Source organism: Colwellia ponticola, from assembly GCF_005885605.1.
Taxonomy (GTDB): Bacteria; Pseudomonadota; Gammaproteobacteria; order Enterobacterales; family Alteromonadaceae; genus Colwellia; species Colwellia ponticola.
In genome coordinates this window covers 307,483-330,799 of the sequence record NZ_SZVP01000003.1, presented here as the reverse complement: position 1 = coordinate 330,799, position 23,317 = coordinate 307,483, and the positions used below count along the sequence as shown (strand labels likewise).

Sequence of the window (23,317 nt, the reverse complement as noted above, 5' to 3'; positions counted from 1 at the left end):
TATTGTGATAAGTTCGTTTTATTTAGTAAGTAAAGGTTATTTGAATGATATTAACACCAGAATTACTTGCCGTTTTTTGGCGAAAGGTTGCAGAAACACCAGAACTGCCAAAGTTACTCGAAGAGTTACTTCCTTTACTTAAGAGAGAATTTTCTGTGAATGAAATAGGGGTATTTAGGTGGCAGCAAAAACCTGAGAAGATTCGTTTTCTGGCAAGCTCATTTTCACAAAGCAAAAGTGTTGAACTCAGTTTATTACGCGCAGAGATCCAACATTGGCTTGTTGATGAACGGTTTAGTACTCAAATAACTCGTGTATTACCACTTCAAGAAGATGAACAACATTGTGTAATATTAAGTAAGTTAACTTGCGCAGCAGACCAGCAATCACTACTTGCATTTATTTGTCGTCGAGAGCAAGTGACATTCGCTTTTAATTACATTGCCGAGTTACTCCCTGTCTTTGCAGTTGCAGCGAACAATCATTTGCAGCATCAAAAATTGCGACAAGCCACTAAAGTTGTGCAATCACAATGTCAAGATCTGTTATCTAAAATGGGCAAGGATAATATGGACAATCAAATCATTGGTGCATCGCATGGGTTAGCTCAAACCATGGAGCAAGTCAGTATCGTGGCGCCATCAGATTTAACAGTTTTGATCCGAGGTGAAACGGGATCTGGAAAAGAAGTGGTGGCCAGAGCCATTCATGAGCAGTCTCCTCGTGCAGATAAAGCATTTATCAGAGTAAACTGCGGTGCTATTTCGCCTCAATTAATTGATTCTGAATTATTTGGACACGAAAAAGGTAGTTTCACGGGAGCCGCAGGCGTTAAGCTTGGTTGGTTCGAACGTGCTGACGGCGGCACATTATTTTTAGATGAGATTGGTGAGTTGTCATTAGCGGCTCAAACAAGACTGCTAAGAGTATTGCAAGAAGGAACCCTTAATAGAGTTGGTGGTGAACATGAAATTAACGTTAATGTTAGAATTATAGCTGCCACACACAGAAATCTTGCAGATATGGTTAATGTAAAACTGTTTCGTGAAGATCTATGGTATCGAATTAATGTTTTTCCAATTTACTTACCAGCACTCAAAGAAAGAAAACAAGATATTACCGCTTTAGCGAACCATTTTTCAAAACGTGCAGCAAAGAAACTAGGTCTGCCTTTTATTCCGATAACCGCAAATCAAATAAGAATGCTGCAAGCTTATAATTGGCCTGGGAATGTACGTGAGTTACAAGTTGTCATGGAACGAGCTGCAATACTTGGTCAAGGAAAGCAGTTAAATATTGAAGCATCACTTGGTCCTACTTTTAAAGGGACAGCACCATTAACTGCTCCAACTTCCTCAGAAAATAACAAAGAGTTAAATTCTATAGATAACAACATATCGATTGAGCCTCTGGAAAAAACCATTGTCTCTTCGATTAATAATGCACTCAAGGTTACCAATGGAAAAATTAGTGGTGAAGGAGGAGCGGCTAGTTTACTCAATATAAACCCCAATACACTACGCTCAAAAATGCGCAAATATCAAATCACCATTAAATATTATCCAAGTGACATACAAGAAGGTCATTAATTTACCGTATTTTCACTCTGTCGAGTAGATATGCTAGGGTTGTAGTGGTCAAGTAAAGTTGTATACAGAACAGACACTTAAAAGTGCCTGCTTAGAGCTTGAAGCGGACATTTTACTTCATTATTCTATGACGGTATGATGCATAATTGAGATTTAACCTTTAATTGTCGAAAAATCTACCTTCACTTCAAATCCATTGGTTTGCCCCGTTGCTGGAGAATTAAACGTCATAGTTGCTCCTACGCCTGATACGACTGCATCGGCAATTGCTAATCCAAGGCCCATACCCTGTACAGAGATGTTAGACCGAACAAAACGTCGCCGCAATTGAGCGAGTGTATCGGCTGGTATAACACTAGAGGCATTGACGATACGTAATATGCCGTTGGTAGAAAAACTGATATCAACCGGTTGATTTCTGTCACCGTGTTTGATGGCATTATCTAGCAAGTTCCTAATCAAAATAGCAAAAGCGTCTGGATCGATGACCGACATATATTCTCTGTTTTTTGGCAATGTCAGTGTAATTTTATTTACAGCGTTTGACCGTTGTGAATCATCGACTATTAATGTTAATAGGCTAATAAGGTTGTGCTGTTCAGCGGCTAAAAGTCCTCCGCCTTCTGCTTTGGCCAGCTGCATAAGTTTTTCTGATAAGTTCGATAGCCCTCGTAAAGTTGTTTCAAGTTTAACCATTTCATCTTGGGTTGTCCCTGCTGAAACCTTTTGTTGTAAGCGCTGAACTTGCGCCAAAGCGGTAGCTATAGGTGTTCGTAATTCATGGGCACTGTTTGCCGTGAACGATCTTTCTGATTCGAGTGCTCGCTGTAAACGGTCCAATAAATTATTGACAGATTCTGCGATTGGGATAATTTCAGTAGGTAAATCTTGTATTTTGACTGAGCTGAGATCGCCACTGCCGCGGGATTCAATTTCATTTCGATAAGCAAGAATATGGCGCAAACTGTAATGAACGAATGCCCAGCTACCGAGAAAACAAAAAGGGATGAGTAACACTAATGGCCATAATAAGGTGACAGCCATTGCAATGATTGCTTCTTGTCTTTGAATAAGAGGCTCCGCAACTTCTATGTGCAATGTATTTTGTACTGCTGAGACGCCATAAAATCGATGTGTCGTTGACGAATTAAACCCGATAAGTAGGGTTTGATTAAAGACAGTTGGATCAGCGTTGTGAGATTGCAATAAAATCTGCCCTAGGTTATTTCTTACAAGGTATACAAGGCGCTCTTCATGGGCTTTAAACGACACGACCTGCTGCGCTTTTTCGGGCTCATCTCTGTTAAGTATTTCAACAACCGCGAGTGGCATTATACGTTGAGCCGTTTCTGCCAGTGCGCTATCGAATAGTTCATTAAGTTTGTTTTGTGACACATACACGCCACCTGATAGGGCAAATATCCACAGTAAAGCCATGCCAATAGTTAAGCCAATTCCTAGTGTTTTCTGAAGGCTTTGTGGTTTCTTTATTTGTACAAAGCTCATCTTCCTTGAGGTCCTGAATATCCCATACGATAGCCTAAACCGCGCACTGTTTCTAACTGATCTTTCCCCAGCTTTTTACGCAGGCGACTGATATAAACTTCAATAGTATTACTTTCTATTTCAGAGCCAAAAGCATACAAATGATCTTCTAATTGTGATTTTGAGAGCAAGGTGCCAGGTCTCTGGATAAAGGCTTCAAGTAATGCCCATTCTCTAGCCGTTAAATTAACCGTTATGCCATCGCGAAAGATGAGATGTTTGGTCATATCCACTTCCAATGCTCCTAGGTGAATTATGGGATTTGGATTGCCGGCATACCGTCTGGAAACGGCTGCTATGCGAGCGCAGAGTTCTGATAGATCAAAGGGCTTTACAAGATAATCATCAGCCCCCGCATTTAATCCATTGATACGGTCAGAAATTTGATCTCTGGCTGTTAAAATAATCACGGGTGTTGTTTCGCCTAGGTTGCGTATTTTCTTTAATAAATCGATTCCATTGCCATCGGGTAGCATTAAATCAAGAAGAATCAAATCATAATCGGTTGTACGGAGGCTGCTATCGGCTTGGGAAATACATTTCACCCAATCAACCGCATGACCTTCATCGGCGACTTGATCCTGTATCACTTCGCCTAAACCTTCGGTATCTTCTACCAATAATATACGCATTTTTACCTCTAGACTTTATCAGAAAAGTTAATCATACCCCAAGTTCCTGACAATAAACTGAAAATAGAATTTAATATACCCCCAAATCACTTCAAGTTGCCAGTGTCAAAAGATTGAGCAAACTATGCTCAATAGATTTATGGATTAACCCTCATTTTGCATTTTAAGGTTGTTGTCAGGAAAGCACGATACAGTGAGTATTAATATACCAATGGGGGATAAAATGAAACAGCATAAACTTAGTATCATGCTCACACTAATAACCGTCTGCATCTTCATTGTTTGGGGGGGGGAGCTATACGATGAACACCAGCCCAATGGCTTCGTTGCCATGGGAAATTTATGATAATAGTCTCTATCTTAGTGGATTGTTAGCCATTGCTTTAATGTCAGTGACCATGATGCTAGCTACTCGCCCGACTTGGCTAGAAGCGCCACTAAATGGACTTGATAAAATGTATCTCCTTCATAAATGGACTGGTATTTTGGCGGTCGTGTTTGCAGCCCTTCATTGGCTGATAGAAATGGGCGATGATGTCATTAAGTCTCTATTTGGGCGAGACGGTCGTTTACCTGAAGAAGACTTTTCAGGGTTTATTGAGATGATGAGAGATGCAGCTGAAGACATAGGGGAATGGGCGGTATATCTTGTTTTTGCCATGCTAGTACTAACCCTGTGGAAACGTTTCCCTTACAACATTTGGCGCTATGTACACCGTGTGATGCCAGTACTTTATTTATTACTAGCATTTCACGCTGTTTTGTTAGCGCCTCTGGTTTGGTGGCAACAACCAATTGGCTTGTTAATGGGGCTGTTGTTAATAGGGGGAAGCGTAGCCGGCATTGTATCACTAAGAGGTGTAATAGGTCAGTCACTACAAGTGAAAGGGAGCATCCATGCCATTTCAACGACGGCTCCGGGTATCACTGAAGTAGAGTGTCAGCTTGATAAAAAGTGGCAAGGACATAGTGCAGGGCAGTTTGCTTTCGTTACTTTTAATCGCATTGAAGGGGCTCACCCTTTTACTATCGCAAGCGCGGATCACGGCGACGGTCAAGTTACTTTTAAGATTAAGGCGCTAGGCGATTATACGAAACGCTTGGATCATAAACTAAAGGTTGGTCAATTAGTCACTGTTGAAGGCCCTTATGGGCGGTTTAATTTCAAACCGAAAAAGCCTACCGCAACACAAATATGGATTGCTGGAGGTATTGGTGTAACCCCCTTTTTAGCAAGGCTTGAAGAGCTGAAAAATCAGCCGGAACAATCTACCATGGTCCAGATGCATTACGCTACCCATGATAGTGCAACAGATCCTTTCGTTAAACGTTTACAACAGGCTTGTATCAGCTTATCCCATATTCAACTGCATATACATGACAGTAATGCAGATAAAAAATGACAACCGATCAGCTGTTAGCTCAAGACGCAAATAAGGGAATGATGGAGGTTTGGTTTTGTGGTCCTACTGGCTGGGCCAAATTATTAGAAAAAGAATTACGAGAAAGATTACAAGGTTCATTACTGTTTCATAAGGAAGCATTTGAACTGCGATAAAACTAAAGCTAGCGCTAAAAGCGGACACTGAAATAATAACGGTATTGCTTTCAGCTTAATGTCAGGAATACTGTTTACAATGATCATAAAACTATAGGAGAGTCATCATGAAAAAAGCAAAAACAGAAACAGAAACAAAAGGAAAAATAATGAAAAATAAACTAGTGATAATGTTAATCGCCTCTTGTTTAGTCAGTGGTACAGCATTGGCTGACGATGATTGCACTGATCCGGTGTCACAGTGGCAGCCTCGAGATCAACTGAGACAGATGATAGAAGACAAAGGTTGGAAGGTTAAGCAAATTAAAGTGGATGATGGCTGTTACAAAGTAAAAGGGGTCGATCGAAAAGGAAATAGAATAAAGGCAACATTTTTCCCCGCCTCACTGAAAATTAGGGAGCTTAAAATTAAGTTTGATCAATCAGCTGATGCCAGTGATTACTTAGATTTAGCGACGCCAATGACGTCAGAAAGTAATAAACAAAAAAACAAACCTAAAGTCACTATCGATTGAATATAAAGGAGATAATAGAATGAAATATTTAACAACGACACTGTGTTTCTTTTGCATATTAGTCATGAGTGCACAAATTTCAGCGCGCGAAATAACCCTCACAACCGAACTGAAAAACTATAGCGGTGATGGAGCTTATCTGGCTATTTATTTAACCAATGCAGAAGGTCAGTATCAGGAAACGCTGTGGGTCGCTGGACAAAAATCAAAATATTATAAACATTTGACTGGTTGGGCGCGTGCTAGTGGTTTACGAGTCAGTGAGTATGACGGGCTAACAGGGGCTAGTGTCTCCAGTGGCAAGACACTATCAGTCACCCTTGACTTAGCTGATGCTTATATTGATCGAGGCTTCCAACTTAAAGTAGATACGTCTGTTGAAGATATGCGCGACAATCGTAATGATGTTGTTGTGCCATTAACCACCGAAGGTGCAGGTAAACTTTCCGCTGGACGAGGCTATGTTAAAGCCTTCACTTACGCATTTTAAACTTTGTTATCTAGGAATTAGCTATGCTACGCAAATTTCACTCTTGGTCTGGGTTAATTGCAACGTTGCTCGTTGTAGTGCTTTCTGTGACAGGCGCAGTTTTATCGATCAACCCTATTTTGGATCGCGCACAAGCCAAAGTAGCCGGTACATCCTCTATAAGCGTTGCAGAGCTAACTGGCAAATTAGCGTCTAGCTACCCTGGTATAGAGCAAATACAGCGTAGTCCTTCAGGAAGCATTATTGTCTATTTTACTGAAAACGGAAAAACGGGTGCTGATTTAATCAATCCAATAACGGGGCAACCTATTGGGCCTTATTCAACGTCTCCTGTTATGGTTTGGTTCAAAAATTTGCATCGTTCATACTTACTTGATACGCCCGGACGTGTTGGGGCAGCTATTTCGGCTTTTCTTATGCTGCTATTAACTATTTCAGGTGCGTTCATGTTGGCCAAACGTCTTGGTAGTTGGCGCCAGATTTTACGACCTATTCAAGGCACTTTTAGGGAGCGCCTTCATTGTCAAGTGGGACGAGTGGCCGTGCTTGCACTCCTACTCTCTGCTATCACTGGCCTGACTATGTCAGCGGTGACTTTTGAATTACTACCGGATTATCAATCGGCTGAACCCGTTTTCCCAGCAAGTGTACAAGGTGATATTCCTGCATCAATCGGCACGCTGGCAGCCTTAAAAGCTATCCCTATGAACGAGTTGAGAGAACTGGTTTATCCATATAAGGATGATCGCAATGATGTTTATTCAATCATTACGCATCAAGGGAGTGGTTTTATCGACCAATCAACAGGTCAATTACTGTCTTTTCAATCTATCAATAACAAACAAAAATTATATGAATTTATCTATATGCTACATACGGGCGAAGGACTTTGGTGGTTAGGATTACTATTAGGTCTAGGTGCACTTACTGTGCCGCTAATGTCGTGGACTGGTATTCAAATTTGGTGGCGTCGTAAACGGTCGATCACGACCATAAAAAACAATACCGCCCCCCGAAGTGCGGATACGATAATACTGGTCGGCAGCGAAGGAAATAGTACTTGGGGCTTTGCCAAAACGTTACATGATGCTCTTAACTTAGCTGGTTATTTGGTTCACACAATGTCAATGAACAGCTTTGTAAATAGCGCTTTGAATAGCTATCCAAATGTGAAGCAGCTATTTATCCTAACCGCTACTTATGGGGATGGCGATGCACCAGCTTCGGCTAGTCGATTCCTGACCCAGCTTGAGCAGATCACTGAGGTACCAAAATTCTCTTTTGCTGTATTGGGGTTTGGTGATCGACAATTCCCTGAATTTTGTCAATACGCAAAAGAGGTAGAAGCAACACTAACCGCCAAAGCTTGGTCGCAGTTACTGCCACTCGATACTATCAACCGACAGTCGTCACAGGAGTTCTCGCGTTGGGGCAATACTGTGGGTATGGCGATGGGTACTGATTTATCATTAGTTCACATTCCTACTCAGCCTAGTTGCACGACACTAGCGCTTATCGAGCGGGTGAATTACGGTGCTAAGGTGAAGGCTCCGACTGCGGTATTACGCTTTAAGCTCCCCGACGGTAGCAACACAGACCTACCCACTTTCGAGGCCGGTGACTTGGTTGGCATCTTAGCGCCAGGCAGCAAGGTGGCAAGATTTTACTCTCTAGCTTCTGAATCAAAGGATGGCATATTAGAGATCTGTGTACGTCATCATCCTAGAGGCCTATGTTCGAGTTTCCTGTATTCACTATCCGTGGGGGATAGTATCGAGGCTTTTATCAAGCCTAATCCTAGTTTTCGCCCTGCCTCTGGTAAAGCACCGATAGTGCTCATTGGTGCTGGCACCGGTATTGGACCTCTGGTCGGCTTTATTCGACACAACAAATCACATCACCCCATACACCTTTATTGGGGCGGGCGTTGTCCAGAGTCAGACTTTCTCTACGAACGTGAGCTAAATACTTATCTTAAGGATAAGCGGCTGACAGCACTTAACGCCGTATTTTCGCGCATAAACGAGCGCTCATATGTGCAAGACAAAATCGTTCTAGATAGTTCGGAATTACGCGGGTTAATAGGAAAAGGGGCACAGTTTTTGGTCTGTGGTGGACGGGATATGGCAAGCAGCGTTATGCTGGCACTCGATGAAGTACTCAAACCACTGGGTATGGACGTGCTAACACTCAAAGCTCAAGGTCGCTACCGTGAAGATGTTTATTAATCTATTTACGGATTAAAGTCATTTATATTTTTACTTTCTCAATTTATTTTTTTAATAGAGTTATTTACAAGAAAGAAAACGTGTATAGAGCGTATGGAAAAAATCAGCGACTAATATCGTTACCAGACTAGAAGAGGCTAAAAGCTCAGGAGTTAGTCATAGCAGTGCTTAGTGACGTGACTTAGTGATGTTATTAGTAGCTAGTAGCTTACCGCTGTAATATTAACACAGTAAGTTAGCCTGAAGTTAATAGAAAAGGACGCTTAACTGCGTCCTTTTCTACTTATTACATGTTACTTGCTATTGCTGGTTAAGCGCCAAAAAGAAAAGCCCGCGACAAAAAATAAAATCATCGGATAAAAGGCATGACTGACTACTGATAAGGGGGAAATATGTAGCGTAGCACCCAATAATAATGCCTGAGCGCCGTAAGGTATTATACCTTGGTTGGTACAAGCAAAAATATCAAGTAAACTGGCTGACTCAGCAGGCGATAATTCGCCATCACTGGCAAGATTTTTTGCGGTATCACCGGTGATAATAATAGACACGGTATTATTTGCAGTAAAAAAATTACAAACGAAGGCGAGACCGGCAATACCTAATCCTGCAGCACGCTTTTTATTATGTGGCGTTACTTTTCTCGCCAGTGTTTTTATAAAACGTGTTAAAGCAGATAAGCCACCTTGTTGACGAACTAGTTCGCTTAAGCCACCAATAAACAAGGATAAAATGAATATATCCTGCATATTAGAAAAGCCGGTGGTTATATCTGTTAACCACGTTGATAGCTGGTAGCCGTTACTGAACATGCCAATACCTGCCGCTAATAATATGCCTAATGTTAACACCAAAAAAACATTCACGCCCATCAACGCTAGTGCCAGAATAACGAGGTAGGGTACTAAGCCTATAACCGCAGCATCATTGTTAAAGGTGTGTGTTACTTCTTCGCCCAGTAATGAAAATATAACTAAACAAATAAGTGCTGCTGGAATAGCAAATTTAAAGTTTACCCTAAATTTATCTTTCATGTGCGCGCCCTGACTTCGGGTAGAAGCGATAGTCGTATCAGAAATGATAGATAAATTATCACCAAAAATTGCCCCTGAAACCAAGCAACCTGCAACTAATGCAGCATCTAAATTGGCTGATTCAATAAAACCAAGCGCAACTGGCGCAATGGCAGCAATTGTCCCCACAGAGGTCCCCATTGCCGTAGAGAGAAAAGCCGCTACCAGAAACAAGCCAGGGAGCAATAAATAATCAGGAAATATCGCTAAACCAAGCTGTACACTGGCATCAACACTACCTGTTGCTTTGGCCACTACCGCAAAAGCACCAGCAAGTAAGTAAATAATGCACATGGTTGTTATATTTTCATGACCAGCACCACGAATAAATTGTGTTATTTGTATATCAATGCTGCTATTAGAGAGGTATTTACCTAACGCAATAGAAGCGATAATTGCAGGTATAATAGCAATACTTGCAGGGAGTTGATAAAAGGCAAAGTCAACCCCTTGTAGCGTTAACATAACACCAGTACCGAGGAATAAGCCTAAAAATATAGCAAAAGGGAATAAGGCGAATAAGTTTTCTTGGGGAGCTTTTCTATTAGTCATCGTTGGCTTGTGTAAAATAGTGTCTTGGTGGGCATTATAAAAGTAAAATCTCAGCTGTCAATATAGATGTTTAGATGGCTAAAACATAAATTGGCTATTCACCGTTAAAAATTGATGTAAATTATTGATATCAATTATGGCTACTTTCAGTAATCGTGGTGGCGTTAGTACTTAATGGTGATGATTGCTAACTGTGATTATTAGCCATGACTAACATAGCAACATGACTAACAATTGCTGTTACTTGCGAATTTTTAACGGTATAGCCTTCACTAGTAAAGATTATTCAATAGCCTGTGTTTGTTCGTCAGCCCAGGCAAGCGCTTCATTATAATGTTGTACTACGTTGTCTTTATCGAGCGCTAATTTATCTATAATTAATTTAGTTTTATCCCACTGCGCTTGTTCGATAAACCCAACTAACTTTATGATGCCGGCCATGACACCTTTTTTGGTTAATAGCGGGTCTTTAATCTCTTTTGACAAAGGAAGTTTTTCTAATACTGTAACCATATCCTCATCTAATAACGCATCAATTATTGATAATAACCCTGTTAAAAAAGCAATGGACACATCTAATTGAACGTTGATGTCTTGTGCAGTTAACTCACAAAATTTAGCTCTGGTCATGGCTAATTTAACTAACTCTGACGGTTTGTCTGGGGTTAGTGTGACCGCAAACATTAAACCAATAAAACGTTTCAACTCACCAGAGCCTAAAATAACTAATGCTTGTTTTATTGTCGATATTTCATTGCGGCGTTTAAAAATTGCTGAATTTGCATAGCGTAATAATTTATAAGAAAGTGAAACATCACGTTCAAAAACACGGGTTATGCTATTTAGATCAAGCTCAGTTTTAGAGGTTTCATACAATAATTCAGCCATAGCTATTTGAGATGGTGATAAGCTTTTAGTTTTTAGCATCTCAGGTTTAGCAAAAAAGTAGCCTTGAAAGTAATCAAAGCCTAGTTGAATCATTGCATTATATTCATCATAGGTTTCTACTTTTTCAGCGAGCATTTTGATATGAGGAAAGTTTTTTATAGCACTGAACACCGTGTTAATATCATCAATACTGCTCAGTTGAATATCTATTTTAATAATTTTAATGTAGGGGTAAAAATGCAACCAAACATTCTGATGTTCGTAATCATCTAAAGCAAGGGTATAGCCTTTGCCATGCAAATCTTTACAAAGAGCTAACAGTTTTTTGCCAGGCTTTATAGTTTCAAGAATTTCAATAACGACTTCTTCAGGAGCAAGAATTTCAGGATAGCCTTGACTTAAGGTTTCTAAGGTAAAGTTAATAAAAGCGGGTTTATTACCGGTAAACTCACTGATACCCATATGAAATTGGCTTGCTTCAACCATTTTACTGGTCGCTTCATCACCATCAATATCAGGAAAAACATTGTCAACACCATCTCGAAAAAGTAATTCATAAGCAAACAGTTTTTTACTTTTATCTAAAATAGGTTGTCTTGCCGCGTAAAAATTCATAAACGTATTGATGAGCTCTGAAAGGGAAAAATAATTACCGTGAATTGAATATAGAAGATAAGTTTTTATTTTGCATTAGTTTTTTTAGATTTCTTATAATTTTAGGACCAATTAACAGCATTTTAGTACCCATTAATAGCATTAAATACTTAGTTTTGTGGTTGTATAGCGGCTAAATAGTGTTTAGTTATAACCCCTTATAAGCTACTAAGGTTTATTTGTTAGGCTAATTTTGATACTTTAACCTGCTTAATCATCAACTAGTTCATAATAAGCAGGTAATTACTTTGGCTTTCGGTACTCTAATTTCTCTCTCTCTCTACTTCATAGTTATGCTCTTAATTGGCTTATACGCCTACAAAAAATCAACCAGTGATGTGTCAGGTTATATGCTTGGCGGACGAAGTTTATCTCCCGGCGTTGCTGCATTATCAGCAGGTGCTTCTGATATGAGTGGTTGGATGCTAATGGGCTTACCTGGCGCCATGTACATCAGTGGGGTAAGTAGCCTTTGGATAGCTATTGGCTTGGTGGTCGGTGCTTTTCTTAATTACTTAATTGTCGCACCTCGTCTTAGGACATATACCGAGATAGCCAATGATTCAATTACGTTACCCGATTTTTTTGAAAACAGGTTTAACGATAAATCACGTCTTTTGAGGATCGTTTCATCGTTAGTGATTGTGGTGTTTTTTACGCTTTACACATCAAGCGGTGTTGTTGCTGGCGGTAAATTGTTTGAAAGCTCTTTTGGTTTAAATTATGAAATTGGCTTATATGTCACAGCCAGTGTTGTCGTTGTATATACCTTATTTGGTGGTTTTTTAGCAGTAAGCTTAACTGATTTTGTTCAGGGTTGTATCATGTTTGTGGCTTTAGTGTTAGTTCCTGTTGTTGCCATTAATGAGGTCGGTGGCATCGCTGAAATGCAACAGAGTATTGCCGCAATAAACCCTGAGTTATTAAATGTTTTTAGTAAAGTGAGCTCCGATGGCACTATTATTAGCGTGAGTGTTATTGGTATTATCTCTGCTTTAGCTTGGGGGCTAGGTTACTTTGGTCAACCGCACATCATTGTGCGCTTTATGGCAATTAGAAGCGTAAAAGATATGCCAACCGCGCGTCGTATAGGGATGAGCTGGATGATTGTTGCCATTATTGGTGCTATGTCAACTGGGTTAGTCGGTATTGCTTATGTAGCTAAAACGGGTATTAAACTTAATGATGCGGAAACTATTTTTATCGTGTTATCACAATTACTATTTAGTCCATTAATTGCAGGTTTCTTATTGGCGGCAATACTTGCTGCCATTATGAGTACTATCTCTTCACAGTTATTGGTTACCTCTAGCTCACTTACAGGTGATTTTTATCAAGCCTTCTTACACCGTGATGCCAGTGAAAAACAATTAGTATTAGTGGGTAGAATTTCAGTTTTCCTTGTTGCCTTGGTAGCCATTTATTTAGCTTACGATCGCAATAGCAGTATCTTAAGCTTGGTTAGTAATGCATGGGCAGGCTTTGGTGCCGCATTTGGTCCTGTCGTTATTGGCTGTTTATATTGGAAGGATATGACTAGAAACGGCGCATTAGCAGGGATACTAAGTGGCGCTATAACGGTACTTATCTGGATTTACGCACCTATTACCATTAATGGTCAATCACTTGGCGCAATAATGTATGAGATAGTACCAGGCTTTATCGTGTGTTCATTAGCCATTTATGTTGTTAGCAAGCTATCACCTAAAGTTGAAGATAGTATCAGTGAGAAATTTGATGAAATGTTAACGCATCATAATTAGCAAGCAGATAACTTATTATTTAAAGTAACGAGTTATCCGCTATTATTAACCGGAATTTATAGTTAACTTTCATAGGGTACTTAATAAATCTGAGTTGTTCGCATTAGCACTTTTATGCTACAATCGCGCTAATTTTAAAGTGACGAGTAATTTAAGTTATCTTGTTAGGCTACCTTAAAAATAATGTTTGCTTTAAAATAAAATTTACCCATTAATCATTAAAAAGACCTTGTAGTCTGGAGTTTATATACCAATGAGTTTTGATACAATTGAACAACGTGTTAGTTATGGCGTAGGACGTCAATTAGGTGACCAACTTCGCAACAACCCTTTCAAAGAGTTTGATATTACTGCAGTACAAGCGGGCATTGCTGATGCACTTGTTAATGCAACTAGCCAGGTTTCTGATGAAGATCTAAACGAAGCATTTGGTATTGTTTCTAAAAAATTACAAGAGTTAGAGCAAGCTGCTGCTAAAGAAGCTTCTGCTGAAGGCGAGAAATTCTTGGCTGAAAATGCAAAGCGTGATGAAGTTACGGTAACTGAATCTGGCTTACAGTACGAAGTAATTACCACTGGTGAAGGCGCTAAGCCATCAGCTGAAAGTACAGTAAGCGTTCATTACCACGGGACATTCGCTAACGGTGACGTTTTCGATAGTTCTGTTGAACGTGGTCAACCGGCTGAATTCCCAGTAAATGGCGTTATCGCTGGTTGGACTGAAGCACTACAGTTAATGACTGAAGGTAGTAAATGGAAATTAACTATTCCTTATGACTTAGCTTACGGCGAACGTGGCTCACAAGGTGCTATCCCTCCTTATGCTACGTTAGTTTTTGATGTTGAATTATTAAGCATCAAGTAAATAGCGTATTATATTGAAAGCCCTCAGTTGAGGGCTTTTTTTTAAGCTAAAGTCGCCAAGAGGCAAACGAAGGTAATCAATGGCTAATATCCAGTTAACAGCACTGTTTAAACAATACCAAAAAGCATTCTTAGCTTATGATATTGATGCCTTAAGCGATTGTTATCACTTACCGTGCACACTAAATACCCCTGATAAAGTGGTCTTACTTGCCAATCTATCTGATTGCCATGAAGAATTTACTACTATTTTCACGCAACTTAAACAGGCAAAAACCAGTAACATTATTGCCAAGCAAGCTTGTTTTGAAAAAATCAGCAAACAGGTCTATTTAGTCTGCATAGATTGGGATTTTATTGATGGGCAGGGAGACGTTTTTGCCGACTTTACTGCTATTTATCATGTATTAGATGATGGTGGCATATTAAAAATTATTAATGTCATTTCTCACGAACTAGATAGCTCGTTAACCTTAACAGAGCCGCTTAGTTGGTAATATCCATTAAGGGTACGTCGATAGTTGAAAATACTAATCGATAAACATAAGTAACATTTATCAGCGGTTTCCGCTCTTTTCAAAAGAACAGTAGAGAACAATATGAAAGTAAAAGTAGCTATTTTGGGTTGTAGCGGCCGTATGGGGCGTAATTTAATTCAGGCAGCTCATGAGCATGCAAGTATAGAGTTAGTTGGTGGTAGTGTTCGTACCAGCTCATCTTTTGTCGATTTTGATTTGGGTGAATTGGCCGGTATTGGTGCTATTGGTATTAAAACGTCCACGACATTAGCGCAATTAGCCTCGGCTGATGTTTTTATCGACTTTACCTCAATAGAAACAACACTAGAGAATCTTGCTTGGTGTAATGACAATAACAAAGCGTTAGTGATTGGTACGACTGGTTTTTCAGATGAACAAGTACGGGTTATTGAACAGGCAGGTAAAACCATGCCAGTGATTTTAGCGCCTAATACCAGTGTTGGTGTTAATTTAATGTTTAAGCTATTGGAAATTACTGCAAAAGCCATTGGTGATTACACCGATATAGAAATATTTGAAGCACATCACCGCTTTAAAAAAGATGCCCCTTCCGGCACGGCTGTTAAAATAGGACAAGTTATTGCTGATACCTTAGGTAGAGACTTAAATAAAGTCGCTGTCTATGGTCGCGAGGGTATTACCCAAGAGCGCGATAGAGAAACCATTGGTTTTGCTACCGTTAGAGCAGGCGATATTGTTGGTGAGCATACTGCCATTTTTGCGGATCTTGGTGAAAGGCTTGAAATTACTCATAAAGCAAGTTCTCGCATGACATTTGCTTTAGGAGCAATGCGTGCAGCTTTTTGGTTAAAAGAAGCCGATGCCGGTTTTTATGATATGCAAGATGTACTTGGCTTGAAAGAGTAAGTCTTTAGGGGGGGAACTCTTTAGCAGATTCATTTTTTTAGGTTATTAATGTCGAACGGTATTTTCGTGCCGACATTAATTTTACCGTACCACTATTAATACTAGTACAACACGGCATATAACTAAGCTAACCATTAACATACACGCATATTGTATAATATTTTATAATTATGCAACTATTATAGATAAGTAGTCTTTTTAGCGCTTTGACAGGTAAATGCTAGTCAAAACTATAAAAGACCATATTTTTTACATTTTATTACTAGACGAAAGTAGAGTACAAGCGTAAAATAAGTGGATTTTGTCAAAAATTAACTGAATAACTATTTCCAATTAACCGACAAGGTTACAGTGGGGATTATTCTCAAGGTTATTTTCGATATTAATCTTTGTACAGGAAGTACAGTAAAAAAGGCAGCTGCACGGAGCACTTGCTGTTATACGCGCGTTCACGTTTATTTCTTCTTTGGAGGTTACATTGGCTACATCTGCTATTTTAGTGCTTGAAGACGGCACTGTTTTTAAAGGCATCGCAATTGGTGCACAAGGATCGGCTGTTGGTGAGGTGGTATTTAATACCTCAATGACAGGTTATCAGGAAATTCTTACCGATCCATCATATGCAGAGCAGATTATTACCCTGACTTACCCGCATATCGGTAACACAGGGACTAATAGCGAAGATAAAGAGTCAAATAGCATTGTTGCTAAAGGCCTCGTTATTCGTGATTTGCCATTATTGGCTAGTAACTTTCGAAATGAACAAAATTTAAGTGATTACTTAATCGAGCATAATATTTTAGGTATTGCTAATATCGATACACGTAAATTAACGCGAATTTTACGTGAAAAGGGTGCTCAAAACGGTTGTATTTTAACGCTTGATGATAGCAGCGATGAAAAATTACATAGCGATGCACTAGCACAAGCGAAAGCGTTTCCAGGCCTTAAAGGTATGGACTTAGCAAAAGTTGTTTCAACCAAAGAAAAATACCAGTGGACAGAGGGTAGTTGGACACTTGATATGAGTAACGGCGAAAACACTGGCACAGGTTTTACTAAACCAGCAAGCTTTGATTACCATGTTGTTGCTTATGACTTTGGTGCAAAGCACAACATCTTACGTATGTTAGTTGACCGTGGTTGTAAATTAACCGTAGTTCCAGCACAAACGCCTGCTAGTGAAGTACTTGCTATGAACCCTGATGGTATCTTTTTATCAAATGGCCCTGGTGACCCTGAGCCTTGTGATTACGCTATAACAGCCATTAAAGCCTTTTTAGAAACAGAAATCCCTGTGTTTGGTATTTGTTTAGGCCACCAATTACTTGGTCTAGCAAGTGGCGCAAAGACAGTAAAAATGAAGTTTGGCCATCACGGTGCTAACCACCCAGTTAAAGATTTTGCCCGTGATGTAGTGATGATTACCTCACAAAACCACGGTTTTGCGGTTGATGAAAAAAACTTACCAAGTAACTTAACAATCACCCATAAATCATTATTTGATGATTCATTACAGGGTATTCATCGCACGGATAAACCAGCGTTTAGTTTCCAAGGTCACCCCGAAGCAAGCCCTGGTCCACATGATGCAGCACCGTTATTTGATCACTTCATCGACTTAATTAATAGCTACAAGTCAAACAACGCTTAAACCGACAGACAAGAGAGATAAAGAAAATGGCAAAACGTACGGATTTAAAAAGTATCTTGATCTTAGGTGCAGGACCAATTGTTATTGGTCAAGCTTGTGAGTTCGATTACTCTGGCGCTCAAGCATGTAAAGCACTGCGTGAAGAAGGTTACCGAGTTATTTTAGTTAACTCTAACCCAGCAACAATCATGACTGACCCAGAAATGGCCGATGCAACTTACATTGAACCTATTCATTGGGAAGTTGTACGTAATATTATTGAAAAAGAACGTCCTTGTGCAGTATTACCTACTATGGGTGGTCAAACAGCATTAAACTGTGCTTTAGAGCTTGAAGCCAAAGGCGTGTTAAAAGAATTTAATGTTGAAATGATTGGCGCAACGGCTGATGCCATTGATAAAGCAGAAGACCGTAGTCGTTTTGATAAAGCGATGAAAGCTATTGGCCTTGATACGCCACGTGCTGAAATTGTTCACACAATTGAAGAAGCACATGAAGCAAGTAAAAGCTTAGGTTTCCCTTGTATCATTCGCCCTTCATTTACTATGGGTGGCACCGGTGGTGGTATTGCTTATAACATCGAAGAGTTCGATGAAATTTGTACCCGTGGTTTAGACCTTTCCCCTACCTCAGAATTATTGATTGATGAATCATTAATTGGTTGGAAAGAGTACGAAATGGAAGTGGTTCGCGACAAAAATGATAACTGTATTATTATTTGTTCAATCGAAAACTTCGACCCAATGGGTATTCATACCGGTGATTCAATTACCGTTGCACCCGCACAAACCTTAACAGATAAAGAATACCAAATTATGCGTAACGCTTCGTTAGCGGTATTACGTGAAATTGGTGTTGAAACCGGTGGTTCAAACGTACAGTTTGGTATTTGTCCTAAAACTGGCCGTATGGTTATTATCGAAATGAACCCGCGCGTATCGCGTTCATCAGCATTAGCGTCAAAAGCAACGGGTTTCCCTATTGCTAAGATTGCAGCGAAACTAGCCGTTGGTTACACTTTAGATGAGTTAACTAATGATATTACGGGTGGCAAAACCCCAGCATCGTTTGAACCAACGATTGATTACGTAGTTACTAAAATCCCACGCTTTAACTTTGAAAAATTTGCTGGTGCAGAAGACCGATTAACCACGCAAATGAAATCTGTTGGCGAAGTCATGGCTATTGGCCGTAACCAACAAGAATCATTGCAAAAAGCATTACGCGGCTTAGAAGTTGGCGTGAATGGTTTTGACCCTATTGTTGATATTACTCAGCCGGGCGCTAAAACTAAAATAATGCATGAGCTTCAAGAAGCCGGCGCTGACCGTATTTTTTATGTTGCAGATGCGTTCCGTTTAGGATTAACGGTTGAAGACGTCTATAGAATGACAATGATTGATCGTTGGTTCTTAGTGCAAATTGAAGATATCGTTTTAGAAGAAGCAAAAGTTAGCGAAGGTGGTTTAAAAATATTAACCCCAGAATACTTACGTCAACTTAAACGTAAAGGTTTTGCTGATTCACGTTTAGCTGCCCTTATTGGTGTATCTGAAGCAGAAACACGTAAAAAACGTCATAACGCTAATATATATCCAGTGTATAAACGTGTTGATACCTGTGCAGCAGAGTTTAGCTCTGACACTGCTTATATGTACTCAACGTACGATGAAGAGTGTGAATCAAACCCAACTGACAAAGAATCTATTATGATTTTAGGTGGTGGTCCAAACCGTATTGGTCAAGGTATTGAGTTTGACTATTGTTGTGTTCATGCGGCATTAGCACTACGTGAAGATGGCTATGAAACTATTATGGTTAACTGTAACCCTGAAACGGTTTCTACCGATTACGATACGTCAGACCGCTTATACTTTGAATCTATTACCTTTGAAGACGTGCTTGAAATTGTTCGTATTGAAAAACCTAAAGGCGTTATCGTGCAATACGGTGGTCAAACACCACTTAAATTGGCCCGTGCTTTAGAAGCTGCTGGTGTACCTATTATCGGTACTTCTCCTGATGCTATTGACCGAGCAGAAGATAGAGAGCGCTTCCAACAAGCGGTAGAGCGTTTAGGTTTATTACAACCTGAAAATGCCACGGTTACGTCATTAGAAGAAGCTATGCTTAAAGCAGACAGTATTGGCTTCCCATTAGTGGTTCGCCCATCTTATGTTTTAGGTGGTCGTGCGATGGAAATTGTTTATGACCTAGACGACTTACGTCGCTACATGACTGAAGCGGTAAGCGTGTCTAATGACTCACCAGTATTACTTGACCGCTTCCTTGATGATGCCATTGAAGTGGATATTGACGTTGTTTGTGATGGTACAGACGTAGTTATTGGTGGCATTATGCAGCATATTGAGCAAGCGGGTGTTCACTCAGGCGATAGTGCTTGTTCATTACCTGCTTATAGCTTAAGCCAAGAAATTCAAGATGTGATGCGCAAGCAAGTAACCGATTTAGCTTTTGAGCTAGGTGTGGTCGGTTTAATGAATACGCAAATGGCGGTTAAAAACAATCAAGTTTATATCATTGAAGTTAACCCGCGTGCAGCACGTACAGTGCCTTTTGTATCAAAAGCAACCTCAGTACCACTGGCTAAAGTCGGCGCTAGAGTCATGGCAGGCAAATCACTAAAAGAGCAGGGCATTACTAAGGAAGTTATTCCAACGTACTTCTCTGTTAAAGAAGTGGTGATACCGTTTAACAAGTTTCATGGTAGTGATCCATTAGTTGGCCCAGAAATGCGCTCAACGGGTGAGGTTATGGGCGTGGGTGATACGTTTGAAGAAGCTTATGCTAAAGCGTGTTTAGGCGCGGGTGTTTCTGTGCCTAAAACAGGTCGTGCTTTAATTTCAGTACGAAATAGTGATAAAGTACGCGTATTAGAATTAGCAAAAATTATGATTGATTTAGGCTATGATATTGATGCAACTCACGGTACTGAACTGATTTTACGTGAAGCAGGCATTCCTGTTCGACGTGTTAATAAAGTTCATGAAGGTCGTCCACATATTCTTGATAGAATCAAAAATAGTGAATACAGCTACATCATTAATACCACTGAGGGGCGTAAAGCCATTGAAGACTCAAAAGTGTTACGTGGCGGAGCCTTACGTTATAAAGTTGCTTACACAACAACATTAAATGCAGCCTTTGCTACTTGCATGGCGCATGCTGCTGATGAGATAACAACAGTACGTACCATACAAGAGCTACATAAAACCTTGTAAAAAATACTACAGCAAGCCTTTATTTCAATGTGAATGTAGGCTTATTTAAAATATAAAGGTGGTTATCTCCTATTCATAGGGGAGTTAACCGCCTTTATTGTTATAAAGAGAAGTTAATAATGACTAAATATCCAATGACCCTTCGTGGTGCTGAGCTATTGAAAGAAGAGCTGAGAGTATTAAAAACAGAGAAACGTCCGCGTATTGTAAAAGATATTGCCGAAGCCCGTGAGCACGGTGATTTAAAAGAAAATGCTGAATACCATGCTGCCAAAGAAGAGCAAGGTTTTTGTGAAGGCCGTATACAAGATATTGAAGGTCGACTATGTAATGCACAAGTCATTGATGTAACGACAATACCTAATCACGGTAAAGTTATTTTTGGGACGACAGTGACGTTATTAAATATTGATACTGAAGTTGAAGTAACTTATCAAATTGTTGGCGATGATGAAGCAGACTTTAAAACAGGTCGTATTTCATTTAACTCACCCATTGCACGTGGGTTAATTGGTAAAGAAGTCGATAGTGAAATAGAAATAACTATCCCTGGTGGTATTGTTGAATATGAAATTGTTGCCGTTGAACATATTTAATATCATTACCTACCGTATATCATAAGATAGGGGTGATAGCGGAAATAAAAATGACCACGATTGTGGTCATTTTTTGTTTGCTTAGTGCAAAAGGATAAATCAAAGGTTGATTAAGCTTTAGGGATTCTAATTTTCTTTTCAGCACTTTCACGATAGATGACTAAAGTTTTGCCAATCACTTGCACTTGAGTCGATTTCGTTTCACGACAAATAGCTTCAACGATTAATGCTTTCGTTTCTTTGTCATCGGTAGGGATTTTCACTTTAATTAATTCATGGTGACTTAGCGCATAATCAATTTCTGCTACAACCGCTTCAGTTAAACCATTATTGCCCAATAAAACGACTGGTTTTAATGGGTGCGCTACACCTTTAAGGTGTTGAATTTGTTTTTTGTTTAAGCTCATTACTAAGTTTCGTTATTTGTTGCCTTGAATTGCTATCATTTTACCCTTATCTTGTGATGATTAATACTAATAGTTAAATAACTCAATATTCTTTATATCCGCTTCACTTGAATTCTGCATCTTCAAGTAAAGCGGTTATTATCAGTAAGCAAATACATGGTAAATATACATGGCAAATAAAAAGCACAAAGGCAGCAGTCAAAAGTGGTTAGATGAGCATTTTGATGATGAATATGTAAAAAAAGCACAACGTTTGGGGTTACGTTCACGGGCTGTGTTTAAATTAGAAGAAATCAATAATAAAGACAAGCTGATAAAACCTGGAATGAAAGTGGTTGATTTAGGCGCAGCGCCTGGTGGTTGGTCTGAATACGCGGTTAAAGCCGTTGGCGATAAAGGCTTAGTTGTTGCCTGTGATATTCTGCCAATGGATGCCATCGTTGGTGTTGACTTTCTTGAAGGAGACTTTCGTGAGGAGGCTGTACTAGAAGCACTGCTAAATCGTATCGGCGGTAAAAATATTGATGTGGTGATGTCAGATATGGCAGCGAATATGACTGGTAATGAAAGTGCTGACTCAGCGCGTAGTATGTATTTGGTCGAACTTGCATTAGAAATGTGTAGAGAAGTGCTAAAAACTAATGGTGCATTCGTAGTGAAAGTTTTCCAAGGTGCTGGTTTCGAGCAATTTATGAAAGAAGTTCGCAGCGTATTTACCACAGTCAAAACCCGTAAACCCGAGTCATCAAGGGCTCGTTCGCGCGAGGTTTATTTAGTTGCCACGGGCTACGAGGGCAACTAGTGGTAGGTTGTCGATAATAGTGAACAAAGCAGAGCTCTATAGCAACTTAGTTAGTTAATTAGTTAATTAGTTAAGAAGCAGTACTTATAATCTAACAATTACCAGGGTGTAATAATGAAAAAAAAATTAAGGTCTGCGCTATTGTTCGCAGCACTTGTTTCAACGAGTGCCTATGCCAACTCAGCAGACGTAACGCAAAACAAAGAGGCAAGTGATGAGATGGCAAGTGTCATTAACGGCGTGGTAATGACTCCTGTATTGACAGGGTCTATGGCGCAGAATATTGTTAATTTAGCAGCCCTACAAGCTCATAAAGATAAGTTAGCCGTATCGATAACGGTTGTTGACAGCTCTGGTCAAACATTAGCCGTGTTAAGAGATCATAAAGCCGGTGTGCATACTATTAGAGCAAGTTATAAAAAAGCCTACACCGCTAACTCACAAAAAAGAGAAACAGCGGTTATTGCAAAGGGGATTAAAGACGGTACTATTCCTGAAGATTTACGATATTTAGATGAAAATATTCTACTGCTTGATGGTGGTGTGCCTATTTATATTAACGGTACGGTCGTTGGCGGTATTGGTGTTGGCGGTGCGCATGGCAGTGAGGATGTACGCATTGCAAAAGCTGGCTTAATGGCTTTAAAGTAGAAGTAAGTAAAGCACCTTACTCAGTATAAATACAGTGATGACAAAGAGTGCACACTGTTTTACCTCTGTTGGTATTTAAATGATAAACTAATAGACTTAATAATTTATTAAGTCCTTATCTGCGAGTTGGCAATAGTTGATTGACTATTAATTACCACATACAAAAGGTAAATAAGTCATAGCCAAAGAGACTATTTAACTGTTTAAT

General features: G+C 39.7%; 20 protein-coding genes. 15 read left to right on the top strand and 5 right to left on the bottom strand.

Going from position 1 to position 23,317, the window contains the following annotated elements:
- The first annotated feature begins 44 nt into the window (after positions 1–44).
- A complete protein-coding gene (locus FCS21_RS06095; RefSeq protein ID WP_222927948.1) occupies positions 45–1,589 on the top strand; it encodes a sigma-54 interaction domain-containing protein in 1,545 nt (514 codons plus the stop codon).
- A 153-nt stretch (positions 1,590–1,742) separates the two neighbouring features.
- Here the strand turns inward: FCS21_RS06095 and FCS21_RS06090 are convergent, their stop codons facing one another.
- Together FCS21_RS06090 and FCS21_RS06085 are read right to left on the bottom strand one after the other, a co-directional pair.
- Positions 1,743–3,095: a sensor histidine kinase gene (locus FCS21_RS06090; protein WP_138621438.1), complete on the bottom strand. Its 1,353-nt coding sequence runs from the start codon at positions 3,093–3,095 to the stop codon at positions 1,743–1,745.
- Positions 3,092–3,766 carry a response regulator transcription factor gene (locus tag FCS21_RS06085; RefSeq protein ID WP_138621436.1) on the bottom strand — a complete coding sequence of 225 codons (675 nt, stop codon included), beginning with the start codon at positions 3,764–3,766 and terminating at the stop codon, positions 3,092–3,094. The genes FCS21_RS06090 and FCS21_RS06085 overlap by 4 nt, the downstream gene beginning before the upstream one ends.
- A gap of 302 nt (positions 3,767–4,068) precedes the next feature.
- Between FCS21_RS06085 and FCS21_RS06080 the strand changes: the two genes are divergently transcribed.
- The 5 genes from FCS21_RS06080 (at position 4,069) to FCS21_RS06065 (ending at position 8,557) form a co-directional block, all read left to right on the top strand.
- Positions 4,069–5,169 carry a ferredoxin reductase family protein gene (locus FCS21_RS06080; RefSeq protein WP_138621434.1) on the top strand — a complete coding sequence of 367 codons (1,101 nt, stop codon included), beginning with the start codon at positions 4,069–4,071 and terminating at the stop codon, positions 5,167–5,169.
- Complete coding sequence (locus FCS21_RS16760; RefSeq protein WP_171035642.1) at positions 5,166–5,324, top strand: hypothetical protein; 159 nt, start codon at positions 5,166–5,168, stop codon at positions 5,322–5,324. The genes FCS21_RS06080 and FCS21_RS16760 overlap by 4 nt, the downstream gene beginning before the upstream one ends.
- Positions 5,325–5,431: 107 nt before the next feature.
- Positions 5,432–5,839, top strand: a complete 408-nt coding sequence (locus FCS21_RS06075) for a PepSY domain-containing protein (protein ID WP_246047053.1) — start codon at positions 5,432–5,434, stop codon at positions 5,837–5,839.
- 19 nt (positions 5,840–5,858) lie between these two features.
- Positions 5,859–6,329: a DUF2271 domain-containing protein gene (locus FCS21_RS06070; protein WP_138621432.1), complete on the top strand. Its 471-nt coding sequence runs from the start codon at positions 5,859–5,861 to the stop codon at positions 6,327–6,329.
- A gap of 23 nt (positions 6,330–6,352) precedes the next feature.
- Positions 6,353–8,557 carry a PepSY domain-containing protein gene (locus FCS21_RS06065; protein WP_138621430.1) on the top strand — a complete coding sequence of 735 codons (2,205 nt, stop codon included), beginning with the start codon at positions 6,353–6,355 and terminating at the stop codon, positions 8,555–8,557.
- 293 nt (positions 8,558–8,850) lie between these two features.
- On the opposite strand, the gene FCS21_RS06060 is transcribed toward FCS21_RS06065, so the two are convergent.
- Positions 8,851–10,182 carry a Na+/H+ antiporter NhaC family protein gene (locus FCS21_RS06060; RefSeq protein ID WP_138621428.1) on the bottom strand — a complete coding sequence of 444 codons (1,332 nt, stop codon included), beginning with the start codon at positions 10,180–10,182 and terminating at the stop codon, positions 8,851–8,853.
- Between the two features lie 282 nt (positions 10,183–10,464).
- Complete coding sequence (locus tag FCS21_RS06055) at positions 10,465–11,685, bottom strand: EAL and HDOD domain-containing protein (RefSeq protein WP_138621426.1); 1,221 nt, start codon at positions 11,683–11,685, stop codon at positions 10,465–10,467.
- 287 nt (positions 11,686–11,972) lie between these two features.
- Between FCS21_RS06055 and putP the strand changes: the two genes are divergently transcribed.
- From putP to greA, 7 genes are all read left to right on the top strand, one after another.
- Positions 11,973–13,487, top strand: coding sequence for a sodium/proline symporter PutP (gene putP, locus FCS21_RS06050; RefSeq protein ID WP_138621424.1), 1,515 nt, complete (start codon positions 11,973–11,975; stop codon positions 13,485–13,487).
- Between the two features lie 247 nt (positions 13,488–13,734).
- On the top strand, positions 13,735–14,352 hold the full coding sequence (bamJ, locus tag FCS21_RS06045; RefSeq protein WP_138621422.1) for a BamJ family beta-barrel-assembly machinery protein: 618 nt from the start codon (positions 13,735–13,737) through the stop codon (positions 14,350–14,352).
- A 79-nt stretch (positions 14,353–14,431) separates the two neighbouring features.
- Complete coding sequence (locus FCS21_RS06040; protein ID WP_138621420.1) at positions 14,432–14,848, top strand: DUF6841 family protein; 417 nt, start codon at positions 14,432–14,434, stop codon at positions 14,846–14,848.
- A gap of 102 nt (positions 14,849–14,950) precedes the next feature.
- Positions 14,951–15,757: a 4-hydroxy-tetrahydrodipicolinate reductase gene (gene dapB, locus FCS21_RS06035; RefSeq protein WP_138621419.1), complete on the top strand. Its 807-nt coding sequence runs from the start codon at positions 14,951–14,953 to the stop codon at positions 15,755–15,757.
- A gap of 478 nt (positions 15,758–16,235) precedes the next feature.
- Positions 16,236–17,411, top strand: coding sequence for a glutamine-hydrolyzing carbamoyl-phosphate synthase small subunit (gene carA, locus FCS21_RS06030; protein WP_138621417.1), 1,176 nt, complete (start codon positions 16,236–16,238; stop codon positions 17,409–17,411).
- A 26-nt stretch (positions 17,412–17,437) separates the two neighbouring features.
- Positions 17,438–20,653 (top strand): carbamoyl-phosphate synthase large subunit, encoded by a 3,216-nt coding sequence (gene carB, locus FCS21_RS06025; protein ID WP_138621415.1) that lies wholly within the window; start codon positions 17,438–17,440, stop codon positions 20,651–20,653.
- Between the two features lie 119 nt (positions 20,654–20,772).
- Positions 20,773–21,249 carry a transcription elongation factor GreA gene (gene greA, locus FCS21_RS06020; RefSeq protein ID WP_138621413.1) on the top strand — a complete coding sequence of 159 codons (477 nt, stop codon included), beginning with the start codon at positions 20,773–20,775 and terminating at the stop codon, positions 21,247–21,249.
- A 110-nt stretch (positions 21,250–21,359) separates the two neighbouring features.
- Here greA and yhbY read toward each other — a convergent pair whose 3' ends face one another.
- Positions 21,360–21,656, bottom strand: coding sequence for a ribosome assembly RNA-binding protein YhbY (gene yhbY, locus FCS21_RS06015; protein ID WP_138621411.1), 297 nt, complete (start codon positions 21,654–21,656; stop codon positions 21,360–21,362).
- Positions 21,657–21,825: 169 nt separating this feature from the next.
- On the opposite strand from yhbY, the gene rlmE reads away from it, so the two are divergent.
- Together rlmE and FCS21_RS06005 are read left to right on the top strand one after the other, a co-directional pair.
- On the top strand, positions 21,826–22,458 hold the full coding sequence (gene rlmE / locus FCS21_RS06010; RefSeq protein ID WP_138621409.1) for a 23S rRNA (uridine(2552)-2'-O)-methyltransferase RlmE: 633 nt from the start codon (positions 21,826–21,828) through the stop codon (positions 22,456–22,458).
- 114 nt (positions 22,459–22,572) lie between these two features.
- Positions 22,573–23,109 (top strand): GlcG/HbpS family heme-binding protein, encoded by a 537-nt coding sequence (locus FCS21_RS06005; RefSeq protein ID WP_222927947.1) that lies wholly within the window; start codon positions 22,573–22,575, stop codon positions 23,107–23,109.
- Positions 23,110–23,317: the final 208 nt, after the last annotated feature.

Bases quoted from the DNA above. Each gene is read 5' to 3' on its own strand.
- FCS21_RS06095 (WP_222927948.1), top strand. From the start codon at position 45: ATGATATTAACACCAGAATTACTTGCCGTTTTTTGGCGAAAGGTTGCA.
- FCS21_RS06090 (WP_138621438.1), bottom strand. From the start codon at position 3,095: ATGAGCTTTGTACAAATAAAGAAACCACAAAGCCTTCAGAAAACACTA.
- FCS21_RS06085 (WP_138621436.1), bottom strand. From the start codon at position 3,766: ATGCGTATATTATTGGTAGAAGATACCGAAGGTTTAGGCGAAGTGATA.
- FCS21_RS06080 (WP_138621434.1), top strand. From the start codon at position 4,069: ATGAACACCAGCCCAATGGCTTCGTTGCCATGGGAAATTTATGATAAT.
- FCS21_RS16760 (WP_171035642.1), top strand. From the start codon at position 5,166: ATGACAACCGATCAGCTGTTAGCTCAAGACGCAAATAAGGGAATGATG.
- FCS21_RS06075 (WP_246047053.1), top strand. From the start codon at position 5,432: ATGAAAAAAGCAAAAACAGAAACAGAAACAAAAGGAAAAATAATGAAA.
- FCS21_RS06070 (WP_138621432.1), top strand. From the start codon at position 5,859: ATGAAATATTTAACAACGACACTGTGTTTCTTTTGCATATTAGTCATG.
- FCS21_RS06065 (WP_138621430.1), top strand. From the start codon at position 6,353: ATGCTACGCAAATTTCACTCTTGGTCTGGGTTAATTGCAACGTTGCTC.
- FCS21_RS06060 (WP_138621428.1), bottom strand. From the start codon at position 10,182: ATGACTAATAGAAAAGCTCCCCAAGAAAACTTATTCGCCTTATTCCCT.
- FCS21_RS06055 (WP_138621426.1), bottom strand. From the start codon at position 11,685: ATGAATTTTTACGCGGCAAGACAACCTATTTTAGATAAAAGTAAAAAA.
- FCS21_RS06040 (WP_138621420.1), top strand. From the start codon at position 14,432: ATGGCTAATATCCAGTTAACAGCACTGTTTAAACAATACCAAAAAGCA.
- dapB (WP_138621419.1), top strand. From the start codon at position 14,951: ATGAAAGTAAAAGTAGCTATTTTGGGTTGTAGCGGCCGTATGGGGCGT.
- carB (WP_138621415.1), top strand. From the start codon at position 17,438: ATGGCAAAACGTACGGATTTAAAAAGTATCTTGATCTTAGGTGCAGGA.
- greA (WP_138621413.1), top strand. From the start codon at position 20,773: ATGACTAAATATCCAATGACCCTTCGTGGTGCTGAGCTATTGAAAGAA.
- yhbY (WP_138621411.1), bottom strand. From the start codon at position 21,656: ATGAGCTTAAACAAAAAACAAATTCAACACCTTAAAGGTGTAGCGCAC.
- rlmE (WP_138621409.1), top strand. From the start codon at position 21,826: ATGGCAAATAAAAAGCACAAAGGCAGCAGTCAAAAGTGGTTAGATGAG.
- FCS21_RS06005 (WP_222927947.1), top strand. From the start codon at position 22,573: ATGAAAAAAAAATTAAGGTCTGCGCTATTGTTCGCAGCACTTGTTTCA.